Source organism: Desulfitibacter alkalitolerans DSM 16504, from assembly GCF_000620305.1.
Lineage (GTDB): Bacteria > Bacillota > DSM-16504 > Desulfitibacterales > Desulfitibacteraceae > Desulfitibacter > Desulfitibacter alkalitolerans.
The window spans coordinates 531075-556319 of the sequence record NZ_KK211100.1; the positions used below are offsets into that span (position 1 = coordinate 531075).

General features: G+C 38.7%; 18 protein-coding genes, 1 tRNA gene and 1 other annotated feature. Of the genes, 3 read left to right on the top strand and 16 right to left on the bottom strand.

The genetic code is table 11. The features are described 5' to 3' along the window. Positions 1–31 precede the first annotated feature (31 nt). The 6 genes from K364_RS0108395 to K364_RS23295 all read right to left on the bottom strand — a co-directional run bounded on the left by K364_RS0108395 (position 32) and on the right by K364_RS23295 (position 7137). Positions 32–613 carry a Maf family protein gene (locus tag K364_RS0108395; RefSeq protein WP_028307667.1) on the bottom strand — a complete coding sequence of 194 codons (582 nt, stop codon included), beginning with the start codon at positions 611–613 and terminating at the stop codon, positions 32–34. Between the two features lie 83 nt (positions 614–696). After that, positions 697–1329, bottom strand: coding sequence for a redox-sensing transcriptional repressor Rex (locus K364_RS0108400; protein WP_028307668.1), 633 nt, complete (start codon positions 1327–1329; stop codon positions 697–699). A gap of 95 nt (positions 1330–1424) precedes the next feature. Continuing rightward, entirely contained in the window at positions 1425–2732 is a 1308-nt protein-coding gene (locus tag K364_RS0108410) for a bifunctional folylpolyglutamate synthase/dihydrofolate synthase (RefSeq protein ID WP_028307669.1), read from the bottom strand. 16 nt (positions 2733–2748) lie between these two features. Then, positions 2749–5394: a valine--tRNA ligase gene (locus K364_RS0108415; protein ID WP_028307670.1), complete on the bottom strand. Its 2646-nt coding sequence runs from the start codon at positions 5392–5394 to the stop codon at positions 2749–2751. An 89-nt stretch (positions 5395–5483) separates the two neighbouring features. After that, positions 5484–5693 (bottom strand) — a binding site (T-box leader). 8 nt (positions 5694–5701) lie between these two features. Further along, on the bottom strand, positions 5702–6673 hold the full coding sequence (gene meaB / locus K364_RS0108420) for a methylmalonyl Co-A mutase-associated GTPase MeaB (protein ID WP_028307671.1): 972 nt from the start codon (positions 6671–6673) through the stop codon (positions 5702–5704). Positions 6674–6729: 56 nt separating this feature from the next. Then, on the bottom strand, positions 6730–7137 hold the full coding sequence (locus K364_RS23295) for a hypothetical protein (protein ID WP_035268420.1): 408 nt from the start codon (positions 7135–7137) through the stop codon (positions 6730–6732). 158 nt (positions 7138–7295) lie between these two features. Between K364_RS23295 and K364_RS0108430 the strand changes: the two genes are divergently transcribed. Together K364_RS0108430 and K364_RS0108435 are read left to right on the top strand one after the other, a co-directional pair. Beyond that, entirely contained in the window at positions 7296–8195 is a 900-nt protein-coding gene (locus tag K364_RS0108430; RefSeq protein WP_028307672.1) for a DMT family transporter, read from the top strand. After that, entirely contained in the window at positions 8192–9358 is a 1167-nt protein-coding gene (locus K364_RS0108435) for a PP2C family protein-serine/threonine phosphatase (RefSeq protein WP_028307673.1), read from the top strand. Before K364_RS0108430 ends, K364_RS0108435 begins: the two co-directional genes overlap by 4 nt. 2 nt (positions 9359–9360) lie before the next feature. Here the strand turns inward: K364_RS0108435 and yihA are convergent, their stop codons facing one another. The 7 genes from yihA to tig form a co-directional block, all read right to left on the bottom strand. Continuing rightward, complete coding sequence (yihA, locus tag K364_RS0108440) at positions 9361–9951, bottom strand: ribosome biogenesis GTP-binding protein YihA/YsxC (protein ID WP_028307674.1); 591 nt, start codon at positions 9949–9951, stop codon at positions 9361–9363. Continuing rightward, positions 9938–12307: an endopeptidase La gene (lon, locus tag K364_RS23300; protein WP_051533888.1), complete on the bottom strand. Its 2370-nt coding sequence runs from the start codon at positions 12305–12307 to the stop codon at positions 9938–9940. Before lon ends, yihA begins: the two co-directional genes overlap by 14 nt. 157 nt (positions 12308–12464) lie before the next feature. Then, positions 12465–14159, bottom strand: coding sequence for an ATP-dependent protease LonB (gene lonB, locus K364_RS0108450; RefSeq protein ID WP_028307675.1), 1695 nt, complete (start codon positions 14157–14159; stop codon positions 12465–12467). A gap of 57 nt (positions 14160–14216) precedes the next feature. Continuing rightward, positions 14217–15677 (bottom strand): transposase, encoded by a 1461-nt coding sequence (locus K364_RS0108455; RefSeq protein ID WP_242841672.1) that lies wholly within the window; start codon positions 15675–15677, stop codon positions 14217–14219. 281 nt (positions 15678–15958) lie between these two features. After that, positions 15959–17206 (bottom strand): ATP-dependent Clp protease ATP-binding subunit ClpX, encoded by a 1248-nt coding sequence (clpX, locus tag K364_RS0108465; protein WP_028307677.1) that lies wholly within the window; start codon positions 17204–17206, stop codon positions 15959–15961. A gap of 43 nt (positions 17207–17249) precedes the next feature. After that, positions 17250–17852, bottom strand: a complete 603-nt coding sequence (gene clpP, locus K364_RS0108470) for an ATP-dependent Clp endopeptidase proteolytic subunit ClpP (protein WP_028307678.1) — start codon at positions 17850–17852, stop codon at positions 17250–17252. Between the two features lie 55 nt (positions 17853–17907). Next, a complete protein-coding gene (gene tig / locus K364_RS23305) occupies positions 17908–19284 on the bottom strand; it encodes a trigger factor (protein WP_084295615.1) in 1377 nt (458 codons plus the stop codon). 175 nt (positions 19285–19459) lie between these two features. Between tig and K364_RS0108480 the strand changes: the two genes are divergently transcribed. Further along, positions 19460–20893: a DDE-type integrase/transposase/recombinase gene (locus tag K364_RS0108480; protein WP_028307679.1), complete on the top strand. Its 1434-nt coding sequence runs from the start codon at positions 19460–19462 to the stop codon at positions 20891–20893. 427 nt (positions 20894–21320) lie between these two features. Here the strand turns inward: K364_RS0108480 and K364_RS0108485 are convergent. The 3 genes from K364_RS0108485 to K364_RS0108495 all read right to left on the bottom strand — a co-directional run bounded on the left by K364_RS0108485 (position 21321) and on the right by K364_RS0108495 (position 25124). Beyond that, positions 21321–21395: transfer RNA gene (locus K364_RS0108485), tRNA-Gly, on the bottom strand. 538 nt (positions 21396–21933) lie between these two features. Beyond that, a complete protein-coding gene (locus K364_RS0108490) occupies positions 21934–22980 on the bottom strand; it encodes an IS30 family transposase (RefSeq protein WP_028307680.1) in 1047 nt (348 codons plus the stop codon). 119 nt (positions 22981–23099) lie between these two features. After that, the gene (locus K364_RS0108495; RefSeq protein WP_028307681.1) at positions 23100–25124 is read right to left on the bottom strand and encodes a methyl-accepting chemotaxis protein; all 2025 of its coding nucleotides are present in this window, start codon (positions 25122–25124) and stop codon (positions 23100–23102) included. Positions 25125–25245 lie beyond the last annotated feature (121 nt).

Genomic DNA, 25245 nt, shown 5'->3' on the forward strand with positions numbered 1-25245 from the left:
CCGTCAGTCGGTATTCTTCACTCACTAAAGATCAACCCCCAAAAACCTTAATATTAAATACTGGCAGGTAATCTACCAGTTTGGATATAGGCAAACCCACAACGTTAAAGTAATCACCCTGGATTTCTTCAACTAACACTGCCCCGTAACCTTGAATTGCATATGAACCAGCCTTGTCCATGGGCTCACCGGTGGCAACATAATTATCAATAGTTTCTTTTGTCAGCTCCTTAAATTGAACCTTAGTAATGCAGTGGTCTAAAACCTGTTTTTTCGTTCCTTCCATATCAAGTAATACGATTCCAGTTATCACATCATGGGTATCTCCACTTAGTTTTTCTAACATGGCTCTTGCATCTTTCCACCCCGTTGGTTTACCTAGAATCTCCCCCTTATGAACTACTATTGTATCAGCAGCTAGAATAACTCCCTTTGATACCCTCTCTGCTACCCATAACGCCTTCTTATAAGACAAATCCTCTACATATTCCATTGGGTCATTAATAGATATATTTTCATCAACCTCACTTGGAAAAATCTCAAAGCTTACTCCTATTTGTCTGAGCAGCTCTCGTCTTCTTGGGGAGGCTGAAGCTAATATTAATTTCGCCATAAAATGTCACCATCCTGCATAATATTCTAAAAAATGGTATAAAAAATGGTCAAAAAAAAGGGGTGTTTCCCCTTTTATTCTTCTTACCTTTTCTGATTAGTAATATTAAAGGTTAGTATTTCCAGGTTGACTGATAGATCAACAGTTCTTACAATAACACCCCTTGGCACAGAAAGAACCTTTGGTGCAAAGTTTAATAGGGTAGTTACATTATTTTCAATAAGAAGGTTTGCAACATCTTGTGCATATTCACTAGGTACTGTAATAATGCCTATCTTAACTTGATTTTCTTTTATTACTTCTGGCAATGCATCCATGGGCATGATTTCTAAATCATTTACTTTAAAGCCAACCTTTTTGGGATTATTATCAAAAATGCCTACTATATCGAATCCCCTTTCTTTGAAACCACCATAGATGCATAGTGCTGACCCAAGATTGCCTGCACCTACCAGGACAACCTTCCACCGTTTATTAAGTCCTAGGATTTTTAGAATATTATTATGCAAATCCTTTACGTTGTAACCTACACCCCTTGTGCCAAACTCCCCAAAATAAGCCAGATCCTTTCTAACCTGGGCTGGACTAACCCCAACTCCTTGAGCAATATCACCTGAGGATATAGTAATAATGCCCTTTTTGTCAATTTGAAATAAAAATCGAGAATAAACTGACAATCTACTTACTGTTGCTTCTGGTATTTTTAAAGCTTTCATGCGGCCAACATGCCCCCCTTTTTTACAGCCATTTTTCTATTTGTACCATCTGTCACATTTATTATATCAGATGTTTGTGCACTAAGGTACAAGTTTTATACATTTTCCTGCAGCCATTTTCTAGCCTCGCTAACCATATAAAAAGATCCTGTAACAATAATCATTTCCTCCTGAGCTGGGTGGATGCTACTTAACGCCAATTCTAGTGCAGATCCTATATTGGGTTCCAATAAGACCTCGGGGCAATACTTTTGTGCTAATATCTTTAACTCTTCCCAGTTTCCGGCCCGTGGACTTAAAGGCTTAGTTACTACTATTTTCTCTGCTAAAGGCGCTATTATTTCAACTACCTTTTCTCTTTCCTTGTCAGCAAGCATTCCTATTACCAGGGTTAACTTATATTCTGGAAAAATACTCTTTACAGCTTCCTTTAAGGTAATTATTCCATCCACATTGTGAGCTACATCTATTATTATCAGCGGCTCCTGCCTAAATATTTCCAGGCGCGCATTCCAGACAACCTTTTTTAAGCCTGCAAATATTGAAGCTTTGGTAATTTTGGAATATCCCATCTCCTGCAGCAGTTCTACTGCACTTACAGCTAAGGCAAGGTTTTTACCCTGATGCTCTCCAAGCAAGGGCAGATTAATTTTTCCATAGCTAGCCTTTAATCCTGCAACAGAAAAAATGGAGCCTTTTTTGCTTAAAGCATCTGTTTGGTAATTAAAATCCCTGCCAAGTATATACAATGGGCTGACACATAGTTTACTTCTTTTTTCAATAGCTTCCAGAGCCTCTGGTTTGTCTGAACCAGTAATGATGGGTCTGTTTTTTTTAATAATTCCAGACTTTACCGTGGCAATTTCTTTAATTGTATCACCAAGATAATCCATATGGTCCATTGCCACATTTGTAATAATTGATAATAATGGATTATCTATGACATTTGTAGAATCTATTTCACCACCCAGACCTACCTCTAACACTAGTATATCCACATTCTCCTGGTAAAAATACTGAAACGCCATTGCAGTATTTACTTCAAACTCTGTTGGATGCTCGTAACCTTCTTCAACCATTTTTTCTAAGAGAGGCTTTATCATGGTAATTAAAGCAGTTACTTCATGACGGCTTATCATTTCTCCATTTATTCTAAATCTTTCCCTATATGAGTGGATATGTGGCGAGGTGAACAAGCCCACCTTATATCCACTTTCAGCGAGAACTGCACTTAACATGGAAGCCGTAGACCCTTTACCATTTGTACCACCTATATGGACAACCTTTAAGTTCTTGTGAGGGTCTCCAAGCAGCTCCATGAGTTTTTTAATCCGATCAAGGCCAAAATTCATGCCAAATGTAGTTAAATTCCTCAAATAATCAAGAGCTTCCTGATAATTCATCTAGTATCAAACTCTCCTATCCTCGCTGAAATATTGATAGTCTTTCCTTAAGACCTTGATATTTTGCTGTAAGTTCTTTTTCCTTATCCCTTTCCTTATTTATTACCTCATCTGGAGCCTTGCTCAGGAATTCCCCGTTGCCAAGCTTTTTAGTAACCCTTTCCAAATCCTTGCTGATATTCGCCATTTCCTTTTCCAGGCGTTTTATTTCAACATGTATATCAATTAAGCCTTCCAGGGGTACATATACTTCCACTTCATAGGCAACAACTGCAGCAGCTTTCTGGGGCTTTTCTTCCACATTATCCATTATGTTTATTGGAGCAGCCCCTGCAAGGGTTTCAATGTATGACAGGTTACCCTCAAGGGCAGCCCTGGCCTCAGGAGATTTAATAAGTATCATAGCTTCTGCCTTTTTGCCAGGAGGTACGTTCATCTCATTGCGTATATTTCTAATTCCCCTGATAATTTCCATTAACAGCTGCATTTTTGCAACATCTGACTTGTCATTAACATCTCTAACCTCTGGCCAGTCTGACAGCATAATACTACCATCCTTGCCGGGAAGGTGATTCCAGATTTCTTCTGTAATAAAGGGCATTAAGGGATGGAGCAGCTGTATTGCACCTGATAATGTTTTATTCAAGACCTCCTGGGCAGTCCTTTTGCTCTCAATACTAGCTTTTCCAAATAATCGGGGCTTAACTATTTCTATATACCAATCACATAGCTCATTCCAGATAAACTCATAAATATTCCTGCCGGCTTCCCCTAATTCATATTTTTCCATGGACTCAGTTACCCTATTTACTATTTCCTGATAACGAGTTAAAATCCACTTGTCTGCAAGGGTGTAGTTACTGCTGCCGTTAGTCTGCTTTGGGTCATAGTCTTCCAGGTTCATCAGGGCAAATCTAGAGGCATTCCAGATCTTATTAGCAAAATTTCTTGCCCCGTCTAGTCTTTCAAAATGAAATCTTAAATCATTTCCGGGAGTGTTTCCAGTTATAAGCATAAACCTGAGGGTGTCTGCACCATATTTGTCTATAACCTCTATTGGATCAACACCATTGCCTAGACTTTTACTCATTTTTCTGCCTTGACTGTCCAATACTAGACCATGTATAAAAACATCATCAAAGGGCACTTCCTCCATGAACTCGATTCCCATAAACAGCATCCTGGCCACCCAAAAGAAAATAATGTCTCTTCCAGTAACCAGTACACTTGTGGGATAGAAATGCTTTAAATCCTCAGTGGCTTCAGGCCATCCTAGTGTTGAAAAGGGCCACAAGGCTGAACTAAACCACGTATCCAGCACATCTGGATCCTGGGTTAGGCTTCCACCACAATCACCACAGCTTGCAGGTTCTGTACGGCTGCATATTTCCTTGCCGCACTCATCACAGTACCATACTGGAATTCTATGTCCCCACCACAGCTGCCTAGAGATACACCAGTCACGAATGTTTTCCAGCCATCCAAGATAGATCTTGGTAAACCTCTCTGGCACAAATTTCACCTGGCCAGCTCTGGCAGCTTCCATTGCCGGCTCGGCTAAAGGCTTCATTTTTACAAACCATTGAGGGGATACCAGGGGTTCTATAACAGTATCACAACGATAGCATTGACCTACTGCATGCTCATGCTCTTCAATGTTAATTAGGTACCCTTCTTTAGCCAGGTCTTCAACTATCTGCTTTCTACAATCATATCTATCCATTCCCTTATAGGGGCCTGCTTCCTCAGTCATTAATGCGTCCTTGCCTATGACAACAACATGGGGCAAGTCATGTCTTAAGGCTACTTCAAAGTCATTTGGGTCATGGGCTGGAGTTATTTTCACAGCACCCGAACCAAATGCAGGATCTACATAGGTATCTGCAACAATTGGAATCTCCCTATTCATCAGCGGTAGGATTACATTTTTGCCAATATAAGCACTATAACGTTCATCCTCTGGATGAACTGCTACAGCAGTATCCCCAAGCATTGTTTCAGGTCTAGTTGTTGCAACCACCACATGCCCACTGCCATCGGCAAAGGGATAGGCAATATGATATATCTTTCCCTGTAAATCCTTATGCTCAACCTCAATATCTGAAATTGTAGTCTTGCATTTAGGACACCAATTTACAATATAGTTACCCTTATATATCAAGTCCTTCTCATAAAGGCGTACAAAAACCTCCAGAACTGCCTTTGAGCATCCATCATCCATTGTAAACCTTTCTCTCTGCCAATCACAGGAAGCACCCAACAGCCTTAATTGTCTAGTAATTGTATTTCCATATTCATGCTTCCAATCCCATACCCTTTCCAGGAATCTTTCCCTGCCTAACTGATACTTGTCCAAACCTTCCTTGGAAATATGCTCTTCAACCCTGGCCTGGGTGGCAATACCTGCATGATCAGTTCCAGGGAGCCAGAGAGTATTATAGCCCTGCATTCTTTTAAACCTTATTAGGATGTCCTGCAGTGTATTATTGAGAGCATGGCCCAGGTGTAAAGAGCCTGTGACATTTGGAGGGGGCATTACTATACAGTATGGGTCTTTATCTTTTTGGGGTTCCTGATGAAAATACCCACTTTGCTCCCAATGGGTATACCATTTCTCCTCAACCTGTTTAGGATCATATTTAGTATCTAGTGTTTTTTGCATTAAATCTTCCTCCTATTTTCAAAGCTCTTTTAAGTAATTCTAGTAAACACCAGGTATGTAAAAGGTGCCAAAAAAAGCCTTCATCCTCTTTTAAGGACGAAAGCTTCGCGGTACCACCTTAATTTCATATTAAATGACACTTACCCAGCGATAACGGACTGACCCGAAAATACTTACTGATTTCAGTATTTAGTCTCCAGGGTGACTTCTTTATTACTAGCTTCATGGTCTTTCAGCCAGAGGACCAATTCTCTGTAGAAGCTTAAAAAATAAATACTACTCCCTATCATTGACAAATTTCTACTCTTTATTTATATCTGTTATCATATACAGAATTAAAAAAATTGTCAAGAATATAGTCTACTACCTCATAGGGACCCAAGGATTTACTGTAGAGCTTGTCCAGTAATTGTTCCCATTGGGCATTATTTTTAAGTTCATTGAAAATATGTTCTCTAATTTTTAGGGCCGCCATGTCCTGAACTTCTCTACTCAATCTTAGCTTTTGCTCTTCTAGCCATTTGTCGGTACTAAATAGATGGGCTTTATGTTTTTCTATACTGGTACATAAGCTGTCAATGCCTTGATTTTTAATTGATACAACTGGCATAACAGGAATATCCCACTCATCTTTGTCTTTAAGCTTTTCTTTAAGGTGCAGAAATGCCTCTACTTCTATTTTGACTGTATGTGCACCATCTAAGTCTGACTTGTTTATTACAAAAATATCAGCTATTTCCATAACTCCGGCTTTTAGTACCTGTATAGTATCCCCTGCATTGGGAGTAAGGACTACAAGGGTTGTTTGAGCTACATTCATTATCTCCACTTCAGATTGTCCCACACCAACAGTTTCAACAATTACAATATCCTTGCCAAAGGCATCTAGAAGCCTTACAGCATTTTTTGCACCCTGAGACAGGCCTCCCAAACCACCTCTACTACCCATACTTCTTATGAAAACATCATCATCCAAGAAATGCTCCTGCATTCTAATCCTGTCTCCTAGAAGGGCACCACCAGTAAAGGGGCTTGTTGGATCCACAGCAACAACACCTACAGTTTTCCCCAATTTTCTGTAGTATGCTATCATACAATCCACCATGGAGCTTTTGCCGGCACCGGGAGACCCTGTAACTCCTATAACATGAGCCTTCCCTGTATAGGGAAACAAAGCAGTTAAAATTTCTTCTGCTTCGGGCAGACCGTTTTCAACAGCAGTTATGGCCTTAGCTAGGGCTCTAACGTTACCCTGCAGCAAAGAATCTACTATTTTCATGTGTTCACCACCTATGCTCAATTACTTTATTTATTGTAACATATATTATTTTTTAATTATATTTTTACTGAGTATTTCTTTTTGAGCTTCTCGCTTCTTTTTTCTATAATATTAAGCCTCTTTAGATTAGAACCACAAACTCCAGCCCCTATCCCCAAAAAAGTTTTGGTTAAAAAATCAGTTCCAATTTCTAAGGGCATTACGCCAAAAATTAAATACAATAGAGCAAAAGGTAGTTGATATAATAAAGCTGTACTGGCATACATGGGCAGGTTCTTCCAATCTCCCAAAATATATCCTAAAACACCCAACCCTACTAGTAAAATACTCCACAGGACATTATTCCATGCAGCTAAATGAATGTATCCTTCCTCAAGGGGCAGTTGGAGCAGTAAAATTAAAGTACCGAAAATAATAGTGGCCATCCACATAATAATAAGGCTAAGCTTTATCCTTTTACACAAGGGGATCCCTCCTCTGTTAGTGTGAAAATTATTGGCTGTCAAAATGATTTAATAAATTTTATGCCCATGGAGGATATATAATAATTCTTTTTCTTGACTTTTTAAATAACTATATGAAAAAATTGAACCTAGGTTAACATGTAAAAAGGAGCGTTTAAATGGTAATTACTAGACAGGTAAAAGCAGATTTTCTTTTGTTAGTTGTAGCAGCAATATGGGGTTTGACTTTTGTAGTGGTAAAAAATGCTCTTGATGATATTCAACCATTTACATTTAATGCTTATCGATTTTTGATTGCAGGAATCTTCATGATTATTATATGTATCTTCTACAAAATCAAGTTTGACGGGCCTTTACTAAAAATTGGTACAATAATAGGTTTTTTTCTATTTCTTGGCTATAGCTCTCAAACAATAGGTCTGCAGTATACAACTGCATCTAATTCTGGATTTATTACAGGTCTGGCAGTAGTTTTTGTGCCTCTTTTTGCTACAATATTTACAAAAAAACTGCCGGGTATGTACAGCATAGCTGGAGCGATATTGGCAGCCGCAGGCTTATTCTTTCTTTCTGTGGACAGTACCTTAACCTATAACATTGGAGACATAATAACATTGTTTGGCGCTATTTGTTTTGCAGTCTATATCCTACTCCTGGGAAAATATTCTCCGCAGTTTGATACTATACCGTTGGTAGCCATGCAAATTTTTGTTGTAGCCTTTTTAAGCCTAATATGCTCACTTACACTGGAAACCCCATCAGTAACCATGACCTCAGCAATAATAATAGCCTTGCTTGTTTGTGCAATTCCTGCTACATGTCTGGCATTCATGATACAAACCTGGGCCCAAAAATTTACCACACCCACACGAACCATTATTATTATAACCACTGAGCCTGTTTTTGCTGCTTTATTTGCCTATATGCTTCTGGAAGAGATTTTTACCACCAGACACCTCCTAGGTGCTGTTCTTATGCTCATGGGTATTCTGCTAGTTGAATTTAAAGGGGAGACACAGGAAGTTAATCACAAAGTCCAGGGAGGAGTTGATACATGAAAAAGCTTCCTAAGAAAAATAAAATACTAATAGTTGATGACGATACAATGAATCTAAGTCTATTAGAGGCCTTTTTGACAGCTGCCAATGAGAATTATGAGCTTATCAGCGCAGTTAACGGTTCTCAGGCTTTAGAAAAGGTTTCAAAGCACAGGCCTGATTTAGTCCTATTAGACATAATGATGCCTGAAATAAATGGTTTTGATGTTTGTGCAACAATAAAAAACAATCCAGAAACCAGGTTTTTACCGGTCATACTAATTACAGCATTAAACGATAAGGAGAATAAAATCAAGGGAATAGAAGTAGGCGCAGATGATTTTCTCACCAAGCCTGTGGATAGAATTGAGCTTATTACAAGGGTTAAGTCTCTGCTTCTTACAAAATCACTCTATGATGACCTGGAAAATCATTTTAAGTTGTTAAAGGAAGAGCTTGCCATGGCAAAATATTTACAGGAAAGCCTCCTTCCACAATCTGTTCCAGATATGGCTTCATTAGACATTGCTGTTTTTTATGAGCCCAGCATTGAAATTGGTGGTGATTTTTATTATTTTATGGAAATAGATGAGCATAATCTTGGCATTTTTATGGCAGATATTTCCGGACATGGTGTTTCTGCCGCAATGAAAAGCATGGTGTTAAAGGACAGACTTTTTCAGAATAAACACTTGTGGAACTCACCCAAGGGATTAATTAAATCATTAAACTATGGACTGATGGACTTTTTCTCTCTTACAGATAGTGACAGTTTTATTACAGCCTTATATTTGATTATTGATACTAAAAACTGGAAAATACGAATAGTAAATGGTGGGCACCCTGAACCAATTTTACAGAGTGATTCTGCCAGCCACATCCTTAACAAAACCACCACCCTGCCCATAGGCATCTTCAAAGACATTCATTATGAAGAAGCTGTTGCTTCCTTCCCTGTAGGAGGTAAGCTTAGCATGTTTACAGATGGTTTTTTTGAGATTAACATTGCAAGGGACCAGCAGCTTTCAATTGAAAAACTTTATGCCAAGCTTGAGGAATTAAAGGATTTAAGTGCCAATGATACAATTAATTCCATTATTAAATATATTGAAGCTGTTAGTCAGGAAGCACCAAGTGATGATAGAAACCTTATTGTAATAAAAAGAAAGCAAAAACTCCGTTGAAATCACGGAGTTTTTATATGATCCATTATGACCTTCCATACATCTGCCTTTCCTTCACCATTTGCTGATGAAAAGGGTATAATCTTGAAGTTAGTTGGCAGTAACAGTTTTTTCTTTATATCACTTAAATGTTTTGCCCACTTTCCCCTGGCTATTTTATCAGCTTTTGTGGCAACCAGCAAATAGGATATTCCAGAGCTCTGCAGCCATGAATGCATTTGCACATCAAGGACTGTAGGCTCATGACGAATGTCTATAAGCTGTATAACCAGCCTTAATTCTTCCCTTTTCTTTAAGTACTCCTCTATAAATCCCGCCCACTGTTCTTTAATACCTCCAGATACAGCAGCATATCCATACCCTGGAAGGTCAACCATATTAAGTTCACCATTTACATCAAAGAAATTAATGGTACGGGTTTTGCCAGGTTTTCCGCTGGTCTTTACAAGTCCCTTCCTGTTCACCAGAGTATTAATAAGGGATGACTTACCTACATTAGATCTTCCTACAAATGCAACCTCCGGTTTTTCACCTAAAGGATACTGTTCCTTTTTTACAGCACTTCCTATATAACTAGCACTATTTACCTTCATTTTCTCCCTCTTTAGCTGCTTTTTCTGTTGATGCTTCTAATAGAGCAAGGGATAGGACTTCGTCCATATGTCCCACCAAGTGAAAATCCATCCTTCTCTTAACTGATTGAGGTACATCCTCAAGATTTTTTTCATTTTCTTTAGGAAGAACCACTTTTCGAATTCCTGCTCTATGGGCAGCTATAACCTTCTCTTTTATTCCTCCCACAGGGAGTACCCTACCTCTAAGGGTTATTTCCCCTGTCATTGCCAAATCCTTTAGCACAGGCTTGTTTGATAATGTAGATGCCATTGCAGTTGCAATTGTAATACCTGCTGAAGGCCCATCCTTGGGAATTGCACCTTCAGGAACATGAATATGAATATCTTGACTTTCAAACTGCGTAGGATCAAGACCCAGCTTCTCAGCTCTAGACTTAATATAGCTAAAGGCAGCGTATGCTGATTCTTTCATAACATCCCCTAATTTACCAGTTAGCATTAAATTACCCTTTCCTTTATACAGGGTAGTTTCAACAAATAAAACATCTCCCCCTGTTTCTGTCCATGCTAAACCAGTAGATACTCCTACTTCACTTTCCTTTTCGGCTATCCCATATCTGTACCGTGGAACCCCAAGATACTTTTCAACATTTTGAGCAGTTACCTTAACACTTTCCTCTTTTTTGGCAACAATATCTCTGGCAGTTTTGCGGCATATGGTGGCAATTTCTCTTTCTAAATTCCTTACACCTGCTTCTCTTGTATACTCTCTAATGACTCTACGCAGACCATTTTCGGATATGTCCAACTGCTGTTCAGTTAAACCATGCTCTTTTAACTGCTTTGGCAGCAGGTAAATACTTGCTATTTTATGTTTTTCTTCTTCAGTATAGCCTGAAATGTAAATAATTTCCATTCTGTCCAATAAAGGTCTAGGTATATTATACTGAACATTGGCCGTTGTAATAAACATTACCTTGGATAGATCATAGGCAGCCTCTATGTAATGATCACTAAAAGTACTATTCTGTTCAGGATCTAATACTTCTAAAAGTGCAGCAGATGGATCTCCTCTAAAATCCATGCTCATCTTATCAATTTCATCCAATAAGAATACAGGATTCTTTGTACCTGCCTGCTTCATACCCTGGACTATTCTGCCTGGCATGGCTCCTACATAGGTTCTCCTATGCCCCCTTATTTCAGCTTCGTCCCTTACACCCCCCAAGGACATTCTTACAAAGTTTCTCTGTAAGGCCCTGGCAATAGACTTTGCTAATGATGTCTTTCCAACCCCAGGTGGACCAACAAAGCATATTATAGGTCCCTTCATCTTTTTGGCAAGCTGTCTAATAGCAAGATATTCAATAATACGATCCTTGACCTTTTCAAGTCCATAATGGTCTTCATCAAGTATTGCCTGAGCCCTGTTAATATCAAGTCTGTCCTTGGTTTGTTTATGCCATGGAATTGACAGCATCCAGTCAAGATAGTTTCTTACAACTGTCGCCTCTGCAACCATTGGAGGCATTTTTTCCAAACGGTCTAATTCCTTTAATGCCTTTTCCTTGGCTTCTTTTGGCATGCGTGCCTTTTCTATCTTCTCTTTTAGCTCTTCTGTTTCGGCTTTTAAATCATCCTTTTCCCCAAGTTCTTTTTGAATAGCTTTCATTTGTTCCCTTAAATAATACTCTTTTTGGGTTTTTTCCATTTGTTTTCTTACACGCATGTTGATTTTTCGTTCAAGTTCAAGGATTTCCATCTCTTTGGTAATAATTTCACACAAAAACTCTAGTCGGTCAGTAATAACAAGTTTTTCTAATACCAGCTGCTTGTCATTGGGTTTTAGGGTTAAATGAGCTGCTACTACATCTGCTAGCCTATTAGGCTCATCCACAGTAACAACTGATACTACAGCTTCGGGTGGTATTTTTTTGCTGACCTTTACATAGTTCTCAAACTTGTCCACCAAGGTTCTCATTAAGGCTTCAACCTCAGGGTTTATAGTAGTTTCCTCAGGATATTCTTCTGCATCAACCTGCAGATAATCTTCATTTTCTATGAAATTAATTATTCTTGCTCTTGCTTTTCCTTCAACTAGCACTCTAATTGTACCACCAGGCAGCTTCAACAACTGTTTTATTTCAGCAATAGTCCCGGTATGATAAATATCTTCAACTGCAGGTTCATCAGTCTGGGCATCCTTTTGCATTACCAATAAGATTTCTCTATCTGTCAGCATTGCCTCATCAATTGCACTGATTGACTTTTCCCTGCCAACATCTAAATGGATAACCATATATGGAAATACTAAGACCCCTCTTAATGGAAGTAATGGAATGCCTTTTCTTACATTAGATGCTTTAATTTTCATATGAACACCTCCTGGTGACTTCAAGTAAATAAATGGTCAAAATATATAACAGTTAGATTTAAATACCCAGGGAAAACAATCCTAGTGTTATTCTACATGATATTAATATTTCCTGCAAAGGTTTCCTTTGTTGGATTAATAATGCATAAAGCTTAAATTACATTTGGGAGGCTGACAGCACCTCTACCTTTGGTGCGGCGTCATGGGATTTTTGTAGATTTGCCTGTGGAATAGCTATTTCTAATACTTCCTCAAGGGTTTCTACAGGTCTCACCTCTATGTCATCTAGAAGGCTAAACATCTCCTGCCAATTATCCTTTGGTATAATTACTGTTTGAGCCCCTCCATGACGAGCAGCCTCTACTTTAGCTACAATTCCACCCACAGGCTTAACAAAGCCTCTTATTGATACTTCTCCAGTCATGGCAACCTTATTATCTACCGGAAGGTCCTTTATAGCTGAATATACTGCCGTAGCTATTGTTACTCCGGCAGATGGACCATCTATGGGTACACCTCCAGGAAAGTTTACATGAATATTATAATTATAGGGATCTACATCAAGATTTTTTCTAAGTACTGTTAAAACATTTTCAACAGAGTCTTTAGCCATACTTTTTCTACGGAGCTTCTTACCATCAATGGAACCCATTTCTTCTTCTTCCACTACACCTGTAACTATGACCTTACCCTGTCCCTTTTCTGCTTGTAAAACACTTACCTCTAGCTCCAACAGCATTCCAACACTAGGCCCGCAAACAGCAAGACCGTTAACAAGTCCAACCTGGGGCTTGGGGTGCACTTTCTTATCTGGTCTTGGCGAATATTGTCCACTATTTACAACCCATTCTACATCTGAGCAGAAAATTTTCTTGCGTCCTTCACCAAGAGCCAAGCCAGCAGCTATTTGTATTATGTTTACAGCATCACGACCATTAGTAGCGTATCGGGCAACTACCCTAATTGCATTTTGTTCTATCTCAAAACCTATTTTTTTGGCTGCATTACCGGCTATTTTCTCTATTTCATTGCTTAATAAAGGCCTAAAAAAAACTTCCATACATCTTGACCTTATTGCCGGTGGAATTTCATTTGGCAGTCTAGTGGTGGCTCCAACCATGCGAAAATCTGCCGGCAGACCATTTTGGAATATATCATGGATATGGCTAGGTATGTTATTGTCTTCAGAGCTATAATAAGCACTTTCTAAAATGACCCTTCTATCCTCCAGTACCTTAAGAAGCTTATTTATTTGAATAGAATGTAATTCCCCTATTTCATCTATAAAGAGCATTCCACCGTGGGCCTTGGTAACTGCACCCTGCTTGGGTTGAGGAATTCCCGCCATGCCCATGGCGCCGGCGCCCTGGTATATTGGGTCGTGAACTGACCCTATTAGAGGGTCTGCTATTCCCCGCTCATCAAATCTTGCAGTAGCCCCGTCAATCTCTATAAATTTTGCGTCACTATTAAAAGGCGAATCCGCAGATTTTTTTGCCTCCTCCAGCACCAGTCTTGCCGCGGCAGTTTTTCCTACACCGGGTGGCCCGTAGATAATCACATGCTGGGGATTAGGTCCGCATAAGGCTGCTTTTAAAGCCTTAAGTCCCTCTTCCTGGCCAATAATTTCAGTAAAACAGGTAGGCCTGGTTTTTTCTGAAAGTGGGAGACTTAGGGATACCCTACGCATTTTTTGGAGTTTTTCCAGCTCCTTTTTTGATTCTCTTTCTACAGCAATTTTATTACCCTGTTGATTCTTCAAGAGATTCCAGAAATAGAGCCCTATAACAATGGCAAAAAATATTTGTACAAAACCCAGTATACTTCCCAATCCTGTTCCATATGGATACATGGCTGCAAAACAACTCCTTTTCCCAATAAAACTTTTATCTTCCCTTATTTACAGTAGTTATGCACTTCCAGGATAATAATCCCAGTTCCATAACCTTAGTGATAAAAATTTTGGCCAAAATTTATCAATAATCCTTGCAAAGCGCTCGGTTGCTATGTCAAAATAGACTTGGATCAGCTGATTGTGACAGTGGATCCGACAACCGGCGTTGAAAAAGTACCTTACCACTTCGCAGAGGGATGGGGCTTGTTCGACGCCTTCTTTATTGCATTCCCAAGTAGCAAAACAAAGAAGAGTTTGCGCCGTAAACAATAGTTCCACATGTGCGAAGTGAGCTGGTTCCGATTGAGCATAACATGAAGTTAATCCTAGGTTCTGCTTAGCTGTACGATAAAAAACTTCAATTTTCCATCGTTTAGTATAGGCCTTAGCTGCTTCTTCTGGTGCATCTGCTCGATTGCTTAGCAGGAGATACGTACCTTTAAAGGTTGCCACCTGGTATTCTTCTTCTGGAAGAACCACAAGTTTCCCAACCACCTGTTCCCCATAAGTGGCCCCAATTGCAGCAACGAGTAAAAATCGTTGTCTGGTAATAGGTTTTCCTTTGCGGGTCAGTGTCTCATAAGGCACTTTGATGTAAATATCGGGAATACTAAGAACTGAGTTTTTGCCAATAACCCTAATTTTAGGATAAATCTCTTGCAGTAATTGTTTAGCATTAAGTTTGACAAAGCGCTCCTTACCTAGAACAGGGTCATAGATTTTCCTAAATAATACTGTGTTGCGTTTAGCCTTGGTAACCCAATCAAAATTGTTATCCATAAGCCAAGTTAAAAACTTCTTGCATAAAAACCAGCGGTCCATGGCAACCCATAGTCTAGCGTTGTTAAATTGACGTAGCTCTTTTAACATCTCTATAGCAAGATTGAGTTTGGTTTGTTTTTCATTATCCTGGTCTTTTTTAACCCAGAAACGCCACAACATAGGATATTCAAGGCCGTTTTTTAAGACAGCTAGAGTCGATACAAGATTAATGCACCATACATGTCGCTTATCTGAACTATCAAAAAGCCAACAGAGAAAGGGGATTTTTTTACCATAAGGATGTTCAATTTTAGTATCGTCTAAGGCAATTATATCACCGTCGGTCAACCGGGTCTCTGTACGTTCCTGCAGTCTAGAAATTCTACCAATAGAGAACTGAAGCCACTGAAAAGGCTTAGACAGGAACCGGCTAAAAGCACTCTGCGAGATTAATTGCCCGGAAAGAAGCTGTTTTAAGAAAGGGGCATCCGCTGAAAACTTAGCATTTTGGTTTGCAGAGCTCGCATTACTTACCAGACCACAGATGTAGGCAAAAGCCAAAAGCCATGTTGGAACCCCGGAGTGCTTACGGATTCCTGTTTGAGAAAAGAGCAAAGAAAGATCAAACAAATCCCAGATGGTCTTAAGTACTGGAATCCCGGCACCTTGACCGTGATCCTTCTCTTTGAAAGTTGGTTTACAGAGTTTTTTCATTTGCATCACCCATATCGTTAGGGTATGGTAAATAATACCATCCATTTCGATTATGGGGACATTTTGCAATTGTCAAGTGTTTTTGGGATTATCTGGTTGCATTTTGAAAATATTTTTGGATTATGCTTTGGTGTTATTTTCCATCAACTGCATAAGTCCTGTTATTTAAATATTATTGCCAATGGGATGTTTTTTATCCGAATAGATAAACAGGTTTTGTAGTCTAGCAAACAAAAAGGCTCTCAACTTGATGTGAGAACCTTCTTTTTTTATTTTTTATATTATGCTGTTTCTTCCTTTTTCTCTAATGTTAATATGGGCGCCTTCTTGCCGTCTACAACTGCTTTAGTCACGGTACAATGCTTAATATCCTTCTTAGACGGGATATCGTACATTACATCCAACATGATATTCTCTAGTATGGCCTTTAAGCCTCTCGCACCTGTCTCTCTCTTAATGGCTTCCTTGGCTATAGCTTCCAAAGCTTCTTTTTCAAACTCCAAGTTAACAGAGTCCATTTCAAAGAGCTTTTGGTACTGCTTGACCAGAGCGTTTCTAGGCTCAGTAAGAATCCGTACAAGGGCCTGTTCATCTAACGCTTCTAGGGTAACAATCACAGGCAATCTGCCCACAAATTCAGGTATTAAGCCAAATTTTAATAAGTCAATGGGTAGAATGCTGTTTAATATCTCCCCTATATTCTTATCCTTTTTACCCTTTACTTCTGAGCCAAAACCAATTCCCTTTTTGCCAATTCTGTTGCCAATAATTTTGTCAACTCCATCAAAAGCTCCACCACAAATAAAGAGAATATTGGTAGTATCAAGCTGAATAAATTCTTGATGAGGATGCTTTCTACCGCCTTGAGGAGGTACGCTAGCTACTGTACCCTCTAAAATTTTCAACAGGGCTTGTTGAACACCTTCACCAGAAACATCCCTTGTTATAGATGGGTTCTCAGATTTGCGAGCTATTTTATCAATTTCATCAATGTATACAATTCCCTTTTCTGCTTTTTCAACATCATAATCCGCCGCCTGTATTAGCTTCAACAAAATATTTTCTACGTCTTCTCCAACATAACCTGCTTCTGTTAAGGAAGTTGCATCTGCAATGGCAAAGGGCACATTTAATATTTTAGCCAATGTTTGAGCTAAAAGAGTTTTACCACTACCAGTTGGACCAAGCATTACAATGTTGCTTTTTTGCAACTCAACATCATCAATTTTCATCCCCATATTAATTCGCTTGTAGTGATTGTATACAGCTACAGCCAGGGACTTTTTTGCTCTTTCCTGTCCAATTACATATTGATCAAGTATTTCCTTAATCTCTTTTGGCTTAGGAACATCGCCCATCTCTAAACCCAGCTCTTCGCTAAGCTCCTCTTCGATGATCTCGTTACATAGTTCAATGCACTCATCGCAAATATATACCCCAGGTCCGGCTACAAGTTTTTTAACTTGATCCTGTAGTTTACCACAAAATGAACATTTCAATTGCCCTTTGTCATCGGTGTACTTATACATTATTTCACCTCACCAACTTTTTAGCACGCCTTTTAAGAGCTCACTATTTCTTCCCCGTCAAATCCCTTGTTGTCATTACCTTATCTATTATACCATAATCCCTTGCCTCTTCAGCAGTCATAAAATAGTCTCTATCTGTATCTTTTTCAATTTGTTCTATTGATTTTTTAGTAATGTCAGCCAGTATGCTATTTAGTCTTTGTCTTATCCTAATAATTCTTTTAGCATGAATCTCAATGTCAACTGCCTGACCTTGGGTTCCTCCCAAGGGCTGATGAATCATTATTTCACTATTTGCCAAAGCAAATCTTTTTCCTTTTGTTCCTGCCGCAAGTAGAAAAGCACCCATGCTGGCTGCTAAACCAACACAGATTGTTTGTACATCTGGTTTAATATATGTCATTGTATCAAAAATAGCCATTCCAGAAGTAATGGATCCACCAGGACTATTAATATAAAGGTGTATGTCCTTTTCTGGATCTTCTGCTTCTAAAAAAAGCAATTGAGCTATAACCAGGTTGGCTACATAATCATTTATTTCACTGCCCAAAAATATAATTCTATCTTTGAGCAACCTGGAATATATGTCATAAGCCCTTTCTCCTCTGTTAGTATGTTCAACTACCATTGGTACAAGCACAGACATAGTAATACACCAACTTTCCTGTTAATTGTATTTTTATTATTAAACATCAATTAGGTTACTCTTTCTTATTAATTTCTTCTTTAATTTCTTCTTTAATTTCTTCTTTATTGGTTTCTTCAGCTTTAGCTTCTCCAGCCTGGGGCTCTATAACCTTTGCATGTTCTAAAAGGAATCTAACAGCCTTATCAAAAGTTAGGCTTTCTTTAAAGGAATCAAATCTTCCCTGCACCAATAAGTACTGCTTAATCTGATCAGGCGGCTGATTATTCTGCTCTGCAATCTTTTCAATTTCCTGATCTAGCTCTTCATCAGTAACCTCAATGTTTTCTGCCTTGGCAATAGCTTCTAAAATCAAGTCCACTTTAACACTGGTTGAAGCACTTTCTTTATACTGTTCCCTTAATTGCTCCATACTACTATTAGTAAACTTTAGATAGTTTTCCAAAGTTAATCCCTGCTGTCTAATACGAAATTCCATTTCTTTAATTAAATCATCAATTTTTCTGTCAATTAAAATATTTGGAACCTCCACCTCACAGCGTTCGGCTACCTTGCCTAATACTTTATTTCGAAGCTGCTGCTCATTTTCCTGTTCAGCAATCTTTTTTAATCTATTCTCCACATCCTGCTTTAATTCCTCTAAGGTTTCAAATTCGCTGATATCTTTTGCAAATTCGTCATCAATAGGCATTAATTTCTTTATTTTGACTTCATTAAGCTTGACCTTAAAGGCTACCTCTTTTCCCTTTAAGCTTTCACTTTGATAATCCTCCGGGAAAGTTACTACAATCTCCTTCTCATCTCCAGGCTGCATTCCAATTAATTGTTCCTCAAAGCCAGGAATGAATGTTCCTGAACCAATTAGTAGGTTGTAATTTTCTCCCTTGCCACCCTCAAAAGGCTCTCCATCCAAGAAGCCTTCAAAATCTATAATTGCAGTATCTCCTTCTTCTAAAGCCTTATCAGGTACAGTTTCAATTTGAGCATGTCTTTGCTGCATTGTGCCAAGGTAATTTTCCACTTCTTTTTCAGTTACTACTGCATTTTTATGCTCAACTTCAACGCCCTTGTATTCTCCCAGTTCCACATCAGGCTTAACTGGTATTTCAGCTGTAAATACCATTGGTTTCCCTTCTTCAAACTGAACCATATCTATGCTTGGTTGATCAATTGGTTCAATTTTTTCTTGCTCAAGTGCTTTTATGTAAGTGTTGGGTAAGATATCATCAACTGCCTCGGCACATATGGCTTCGTTTCCAATAAATTTCTCAAGAACAGTTTTGGGAACCTTCCCCTTTCTAAAACCAGGTATGTTAACTTTATTTGCCAGCTTTTTGGCAGCCTTGTTTACTGCAACTTGAAATTCTGCAGCCTCTAATTCAACCTCTAGTGTGATTTTGCCGTTTACTTTTTCTTTAATACTAGTTTTCATTATGTTCCCCCTTAATTCTATTCCGTTTTGTAAACCTATTTTAAATCTCTAGACAATAAAACATTTATATATCAAGGGTTTCAAGTTTTTTTAGTAAATAAAAACAATGACCCCCCTGTTTTTGGTATAATTGAGTGTCTCACCAAACAAAAATCCCAAGAAAGGGTGTGTCATTGTGAGCTCAATTATATCAGGTTTACTGCTATATAATCAATTTTTACTTAAACAAATTCGTCAGTTACTTTTATTTATCGTGAGAAATATTCCTTTAAAGGGCCCTAAGCAAGATATCTATAGTCCAAAGTATTGTAAACATACTGTGGACAGGCTCCCTTTTATCAAGCAACCGGAGAAGCTTGATTACAAGCAGTTACTTCGTGAGTATTCGTCCCAGCACGGGAAGGAACTTAAGCCTGTAAAGTCCCGTGGTGGTAGTCCTGTATCAGCTGATGTTACTTGCCACCGCTGTGGTGCTCCTCATACTTATCTTTACGACAATACTGGAGGTCGTGGTCAGCTCTGGTGCAAGGTCTGTGGTTTGCGATTTAGCAAGGTTAAAAGTGATTTTAAGATTGGTGCTTTGGTTTGCCCTTACTGTGGCCGTATCCTTGATAAAAAGAAACAGCGTAAGAGTTTTAATATCCATAAGTGTGTTAATAAAAAGTGCTCTTTCTATCTTAATTCTCTTAAGAAACTATCGCCTGAGGATCTGGAGGAGTACAAGAAGGATCCGTATAAGTTTAAGCTCCACTACATTTACCGTGAGTTTACTACCAATTTTTTTGAAGTGGATTTAAATACTATGCCTAAAGGATCTGCTAGCCTTAGGTTTCGTGATTTTTCTCCTCATGTTCTTGGGCTTTGTATGACTTATCTTGTTAACCTCGGACTCTCTACTCGTGCTACTGCCAGGGCTCTTTGGGAAATCCATGGTGTTAGAATTTCTCATGTTACTGTAAGCAAGTATGCTAAGTCTGCTGCTGCTTTGGTTCAGCCTTTTGTTGATAGTTATGACTACAAACCTACAACCTATCTGGCTGCTGATGAAACCTATATCAAGGTTAAGGGTATTAAGCATTATGTCTGGTTTGTTATGGATGCCCTCAAAAAGTCTATTTTAGGTTATCGTGTTTCTAGCTCCAGAGATGTAGGTCCCTGTATCCTGGCTATGCGCATGGCTTTTGCTAAGTTTAAGGAGTTCCCTGGTATGGCTCTTAGATTTGCTGCTGATGGTTATACTGCTTATAAGCTTGCTCAGCAGCAGTTTATGCTTAATGATATGGATTTTGTTCTTATTCAAATAATTGGCCTTACCAATGATGATCCTGTTTCTTTAGAGTATCGTTGGCTTAAACAGATTATTGAACGTCTTAACAGGACTTTTAAATTCTCCTACCAGGTTACTAATGGCTACGGTAGTGGTGAAGGCTCTGATACTCATGTGGCCTTGTTTGTAGCCTATTACAACTTCTTAAGACCACATTCCTACACTTATTGGGAACCTTTAAACTCTATCCCAGAGTTAGCAGCTATTCCTACTATGCCTGCCAAATGGCAGAAGTTGATTGAGTTATCTCAACAGCTTATTCTGTCTAAGCAGTTAGCATAATTCACCTAAAACTAACCCTTCAACCTCTTAATTATCCTTAAACATGCGGTGCAATACCTGTCAAGCTTTCCCCAAAGCTAGACCCCTTGACAGGTATTGTGCCTGCATTGTTATGCTCTTTGATGAGGTTGACTAGGGTTCTTTCCTGCTTTCTAGTCTGTTTTTACCCTTCATGTATAATCTTAGGTCTACTTTTTTGTCCTGTATCCTGGTTTTTTTAAAAACAATAGTTTTTCATACGTTAGTTAACACTACCTTCTATTCCTTTAGTTTTTATACATTTTGCCTTATGCAATGAAAGCAATGATCTAGAATAATTATATTATAAACAACTACTATCAAAGTAAACATATTAAGGGTAAATTTGCCTTAAATATATTAACACCTCGGCTTGGATAATACCACAAACCGAGGCAATAGTCTACTTTGGAGCGGGAAACGGGATTCGAACCCGCGACTTCAACCTTGGCAAGGTTGCACTCTACCACTGAGTTATTCCCGCAATTATTATAAAACAATACTTGGCTTGCGCCAAGTCTTTGACGCTGGCGGAAGCCTTAGTCTTTGTGAATGACGAACAGGACGCTCTAATGTCGGCTATGCAGCAGGACGCTGCGTTTTAGCCGACCACTATCTACCTTGTGGAACTTATACTTTCTGATAGTGCAAAATAAATCAAATGATGATTTAACGTTGATAGTCATGGGATAAAATATTTACCTAGAAATATTAGCATTATATATATATTTTGTCAAGTAAATTTGTGAATACTGAGCTCCTTTATAAATTGCAATATTAAATGCCTAGAATTTTATGGTAATTAGTATAATGTTTGGGTATCTTTTTTGTCCTATTTATTTAAAATATAATTAAATATAATAATTAAAATTAGTAGTCGAGGTTGTGGGTATGTGGGCAACGCTGCTTTTGCGTTGTCCAAGCAGTTGTGGAGTCTGTGGATAACTCTTCAGAGTTATCCATCAGAATCCACAACTGAGGCATATCCACAGCCTCTTGCTTTAAACTCGGAGGCTAATCCATTAAGCGGCCATATCGTTTGCTGATCGATAACCGAATATCCTCCGGGGATAGCTGTTTATCCAGTGCTCTATTCTTTTTATATCTTCCTCAGTATAATCATCTATATTTGATCCTTTGGGGATAAACCGACGTATCAGTTTGTTTATATTCTCATTGGTTCCTCTCTCCCAAGAACTGTATGGATGAGCATAGTATACGGTTACCCGTTTGTTCTCCTGGTTTAGGAGTGATTTTTCTAAAGACTCATAATCCAAAAACTCGCTTCCGTTGTCCACTGTGATGGATTTAAATTTCTTTTTAAACCCATCTCCATGCAGGAGTTCGAGGTAATCGAGCTTCTCTTTGACGAATTCCTGAGTCTTTTGGGGTATTTTGAAAATGATTTCTTCCCGCCGCTGCCTCTCGCTTAATACGAGCAGGACAGGTCCACCACCGTCACGTTTTCCTACCACACAGTCCATCTCCCAGTGACCGTATTCTTCTCTGGTCTCTATCTCGGGGGGTCTATCTTCTATGCTGGTTCCTTTGAGCTTCCTGTGGGTTCTAACCTTGCTGTAGGACCTTTTTTTCTTATCCTTCTTAACAGGCAAATCTTTGTTTGTGATGTTTAAGAAAATCCCCTGGTCTATGTAGTTGTATAAAGTCTTTGTGCATATGCTTGTTTTAAACTTCAGTTCCTTTGCCTTGATTTCACCAATAACTGCATCCGGTGAGTACTTGTCTTTAATTATTTTCCTTTCAATGTGCTCTACTAGCTTGTGGTCATTGCCTATTTTGAGCCCAGGCCCTTTGTTTTGCCCATTTTTATCATAAATCCGTTGCCCCACATCAGCACAATATTCTTTCCGATAGGTTAAATCGCTGTTTTGAAGCTTTATTGTTCCTTTTGAGATTTCTCTTTCAATGGTTCGCTTGTTTCTACCTAGCCTATTAGCTATTTCAAGAGGCCCTATTCCTTCTCTTAGCAAATCTTCGATTCTGTATCTTTCTCTTAGGCTAAGGTGTTTATTTTTTCTAGCTTCTAAGGTATTATTATATTGGCTCATGGTATCTCCTTTGCAATGTTTTGTTTGATCACTTAACATTATACATTGGATTTACCATGAGTCTATATTTTTGATGCCCTACGGCATTTAATTTTACAACTTACCAATACTGAGCTCCTTTAAACCTTAAACTTTTTCACAAATTCCTTTACATCCTGTGCCAGCCTAGCCAGGTTCTGACTTGAAGAGGCGATTTCTTCCATTGAAGCGGATTGCTCTTCAGACGCAGATGAAATAGATTGGATCTGATCCGTTACATTATTACTGGAGGCTTCTATCTGTCCTATTGCTGTTACAACCTCTTGGCTGCCGCTAGCCATCTGCTCTATAGATGCAGATATGTTTTGAATCTGTTCAGACATTTTATCTGTAAGGCCAACAATTTCTTCGAAGATTAAGCCAGTATTTTCAGCAACTTTAATCCCATTTTGTACACCAATTGAACCCTGCCTCGCTTCTTCACTTGCGACCTTAATATTATTTTGATTTTCTTTGATAATGGCAACTATCTGCTTGGTAGCCTCTGTAGACTGTTCTGCCAGCTTTCGTACTTCTTCAGCCACTACAGAAAAACCCCTTCCAGCTTCCCCTGCCCTTGCCGCCTCAATGGCAGCATTTAATGCTAGAAGATTTGTTTGATCTGCTATACCATTTATAACATTAACTATTTCACCTATTTTTGCTGAACTGCTTTCTAATTCCAACATTGATTTTACTGAGTTTTCCGAGCCGCTACCTATTACCTGAAGCTGATTTATTGTATCCTCTATGGCTTTTTTACCTCTTAAGGTAGCATCAACAGTTTTGCTGCTGAGCTCGGCAACTTCATTAGAATTACCAGCAATACTCTGGATTCCCGCAGACATCTCCTCAATGGTGGCAGATGTATCCTGTACTATTTTTAACTGCTGTTCAGCACTACTACTTACGTCTTGGGCTGCACTGGCAACTTGATCAGCAGCACTGGTAGATTCCTCAGAGATGGCAGCTAATTCCTGGGATGAAGTCAAGGTATGTTCTACAGTATTAGAAACACCCTTAACAAGTTCTCGAAGGTTAGCTGTCATAGTATTTAAAGCTTTTGCCAGCCTTCCGATCTCATCCTTTCTTTCTATGAGAGTTCTTGGAAGCTCCGCAATTAAATCACCCTTTGCAACAGTTTCCGAATGTTTAACTCCAAGAATTATTGGCGCTGCAATCTGACGGCTTATAATTAGTGCAATGACAATTCCTATAGCTACAATAACAAGTGTTGCAATAAGAATGATTCTGTTTAATTCTACGATATTTGCAAATATTTCACTGCTAGGTGCTTCAACTGCCACAGACCAAGTAGTGCCTGGAACCTGTGCATAACCCATATACTGATTATCCCCATCTAAAAAATACTGGGCAACACCTTTTTCTCCAGTGGTCAATTTAGTTTCTACTATATCTGCTAATTCCTTAACTGCAGGGTTTTCCTTAGCATCTTCAATAACGTTATATTGGCTTAGCACTAATTCTGAATTTGGATGTGCAATGATTGATCCATCACCATTAACCATGAATGCATAGCCATTGTGACCGAAATTTATTCTATTAGTGATATTACTTAATTCATTTCCATCTCTTATACCAATTAACACACCTTCCACTTGATTGTTTCTCACAATTGGAACAGCAAACACGATTATGGGTTCACCAGTAGCCCTGCTGATCAAAACATCTGAAACATTAGGTATTCCCTGCATTGCTTTTATAAAATAATCTCTAGTGCTGACATCAGTAATGCCACCATCTGTTCTCTGGTTGCTGCCATCTTTATCTATTATTCCAAAAACTTCATACCCTGCCCTGTTGGCTTCCCTATGTAAAATGTCCAATTTCTCTTCCAATGGGGTATCATCTGTTACAATTCTTCTATTTGCTATTGCCTCTAGAAAAGAAAGGTGGGAATTTAGTCTTTCTGCAATAATCTCTGCAGCGTCCCCTGCATACTTGGGCAGTACCTCCTCAGTGTTGTGAATTAAAATATCTGATGACATTTTATACGCGATAAATCCTAAACTTGCACAGACCAATAATAGTATAATTGAAAACCAAACAGCCAACCTAACTGCCATACTTTTAAAACTAAACAAATTTACTATACCTGACAGCATTCTTATACAACTCCTTTTTTTATATATTACAGTAGTTATGCACTTCCAGGATAATAATCCCAGTTCCATAACCTTAGTGATAAAAATTTTGGCCAAAATTTATCAATAATCCTTGCAAAGC

Excerpts from the sequence above, each read along its gene's own strand:
- K364_RS0108455 (WP_242841672.1), bottom strand. The coding sequence starts at position 15,677 with ATGAAAAAACTCTGTAAACCAACTTTCAAAGAGAAGGATCACGGTCAA.
- tig (WP_084295615.1), bottom strand. The coding sequence starts at position 19,284 with ATGAAAACTAGTATTAAAGAAAAAGTAAACGGCAAAATCACACTAGAG.
- yihA (WP_028307674.1), bottom strand. The coding sequence starts at position 9,951 with ATGAAGGTAAATAGTGCTAGTTATATAGGAAGTGCTGTAAAAAAGGAA.
- clpX (WP_028307677.1), bottom strand. The coding sequence starts at position 17,206 with ATGTATAAGTACACCGATGACAAAGGGCAATTGAAATGTTCATTTTGT.
- K364_RS0108410 (WP_028307669.1), bottom strand. The coding sequence starts at position 2,732 with ATGAATTATCAGGAAGCTCTTGATTATTTGAGGAATTTAACTACATTT.
- K364_RS0108490 (WP_028307680.1), bottom strand. The coding sequence starts at position 22,980 with ATGAGCCAATATAATAATACCTTAGAAGCTAGAAAAAATAAACACCTT.
- K364_RS0108400 (WP_028307668.1), bottom strand. The coding sequence starts at position 1,329 with ATGAAAGCTTTAAAAATACCAGAAGCAACAGTAAGTAGATTGTCAGTT.
- K364_RS0108395 (WP_028307667.1), bottom strand. The coding sequence starts at position 613 with ATGGCGAAATTAATATTAGCTTCAGCCTCCCCAAGAAGACGAGAGCTG.
- K364_RS0108495 (WP_028307681.1), bottom strand. The coding sequence starts at position 25,124 with ATGCTGTCAGGTATAGTAAATTTGTTTAGTTTTAAAAGTATGGCAGTT.
- lon (WP_051533888.1), bottom strand. The coding sequence starts at position 12,307 with ATGAAAATTAAAGCATCTAATGTAAGAAAAGGCATTCCATTACTTCCA.
- lonB (WP_028307675.1), bottom strand. The coding sequence starts at position 14,159 with ATGTATCCATATGGAACAGGATTGGGAAGTATACTGGGTTTTGTACAA.
- clpP (WP_028307678.1), bottom strand. The coding sequence starts at position 17,852 with ATGTCTGTGCTTGTACCAATGGTAGTTGAACATACTAACAGAGGAGAA.
- meaB (WP_028307671.1), bottom strand. The coding sequence starts at position 6,673 with ATGAAAATAGTAGATTCTTTGCTGCAGGGTAACGTTAGAGCCCTAGCT.
- K364_RS0108430 (WP_028307672.1), top strand. The coding sequence starts at position 7,296 with ATGGTAATTACTAGACAGGTAAAAGCAGATTTTCTTTTGTTAGTTGTA.
- K364_RS0108435 (WP_028307673.1), top strand. The coding sequence starts at position 8,192 with ATGAAAAAGCTTCCTAAGAAAAATAAAATACTAATAGTTGATGACGAT.
- K364_RS0108415 (WP_028307670.1), bottom strand. The coding sequence starts at position 5,394 with ATGCAAAAAACACTAGATACTAAATATGATCCTAAACAGGTTGAGGAG.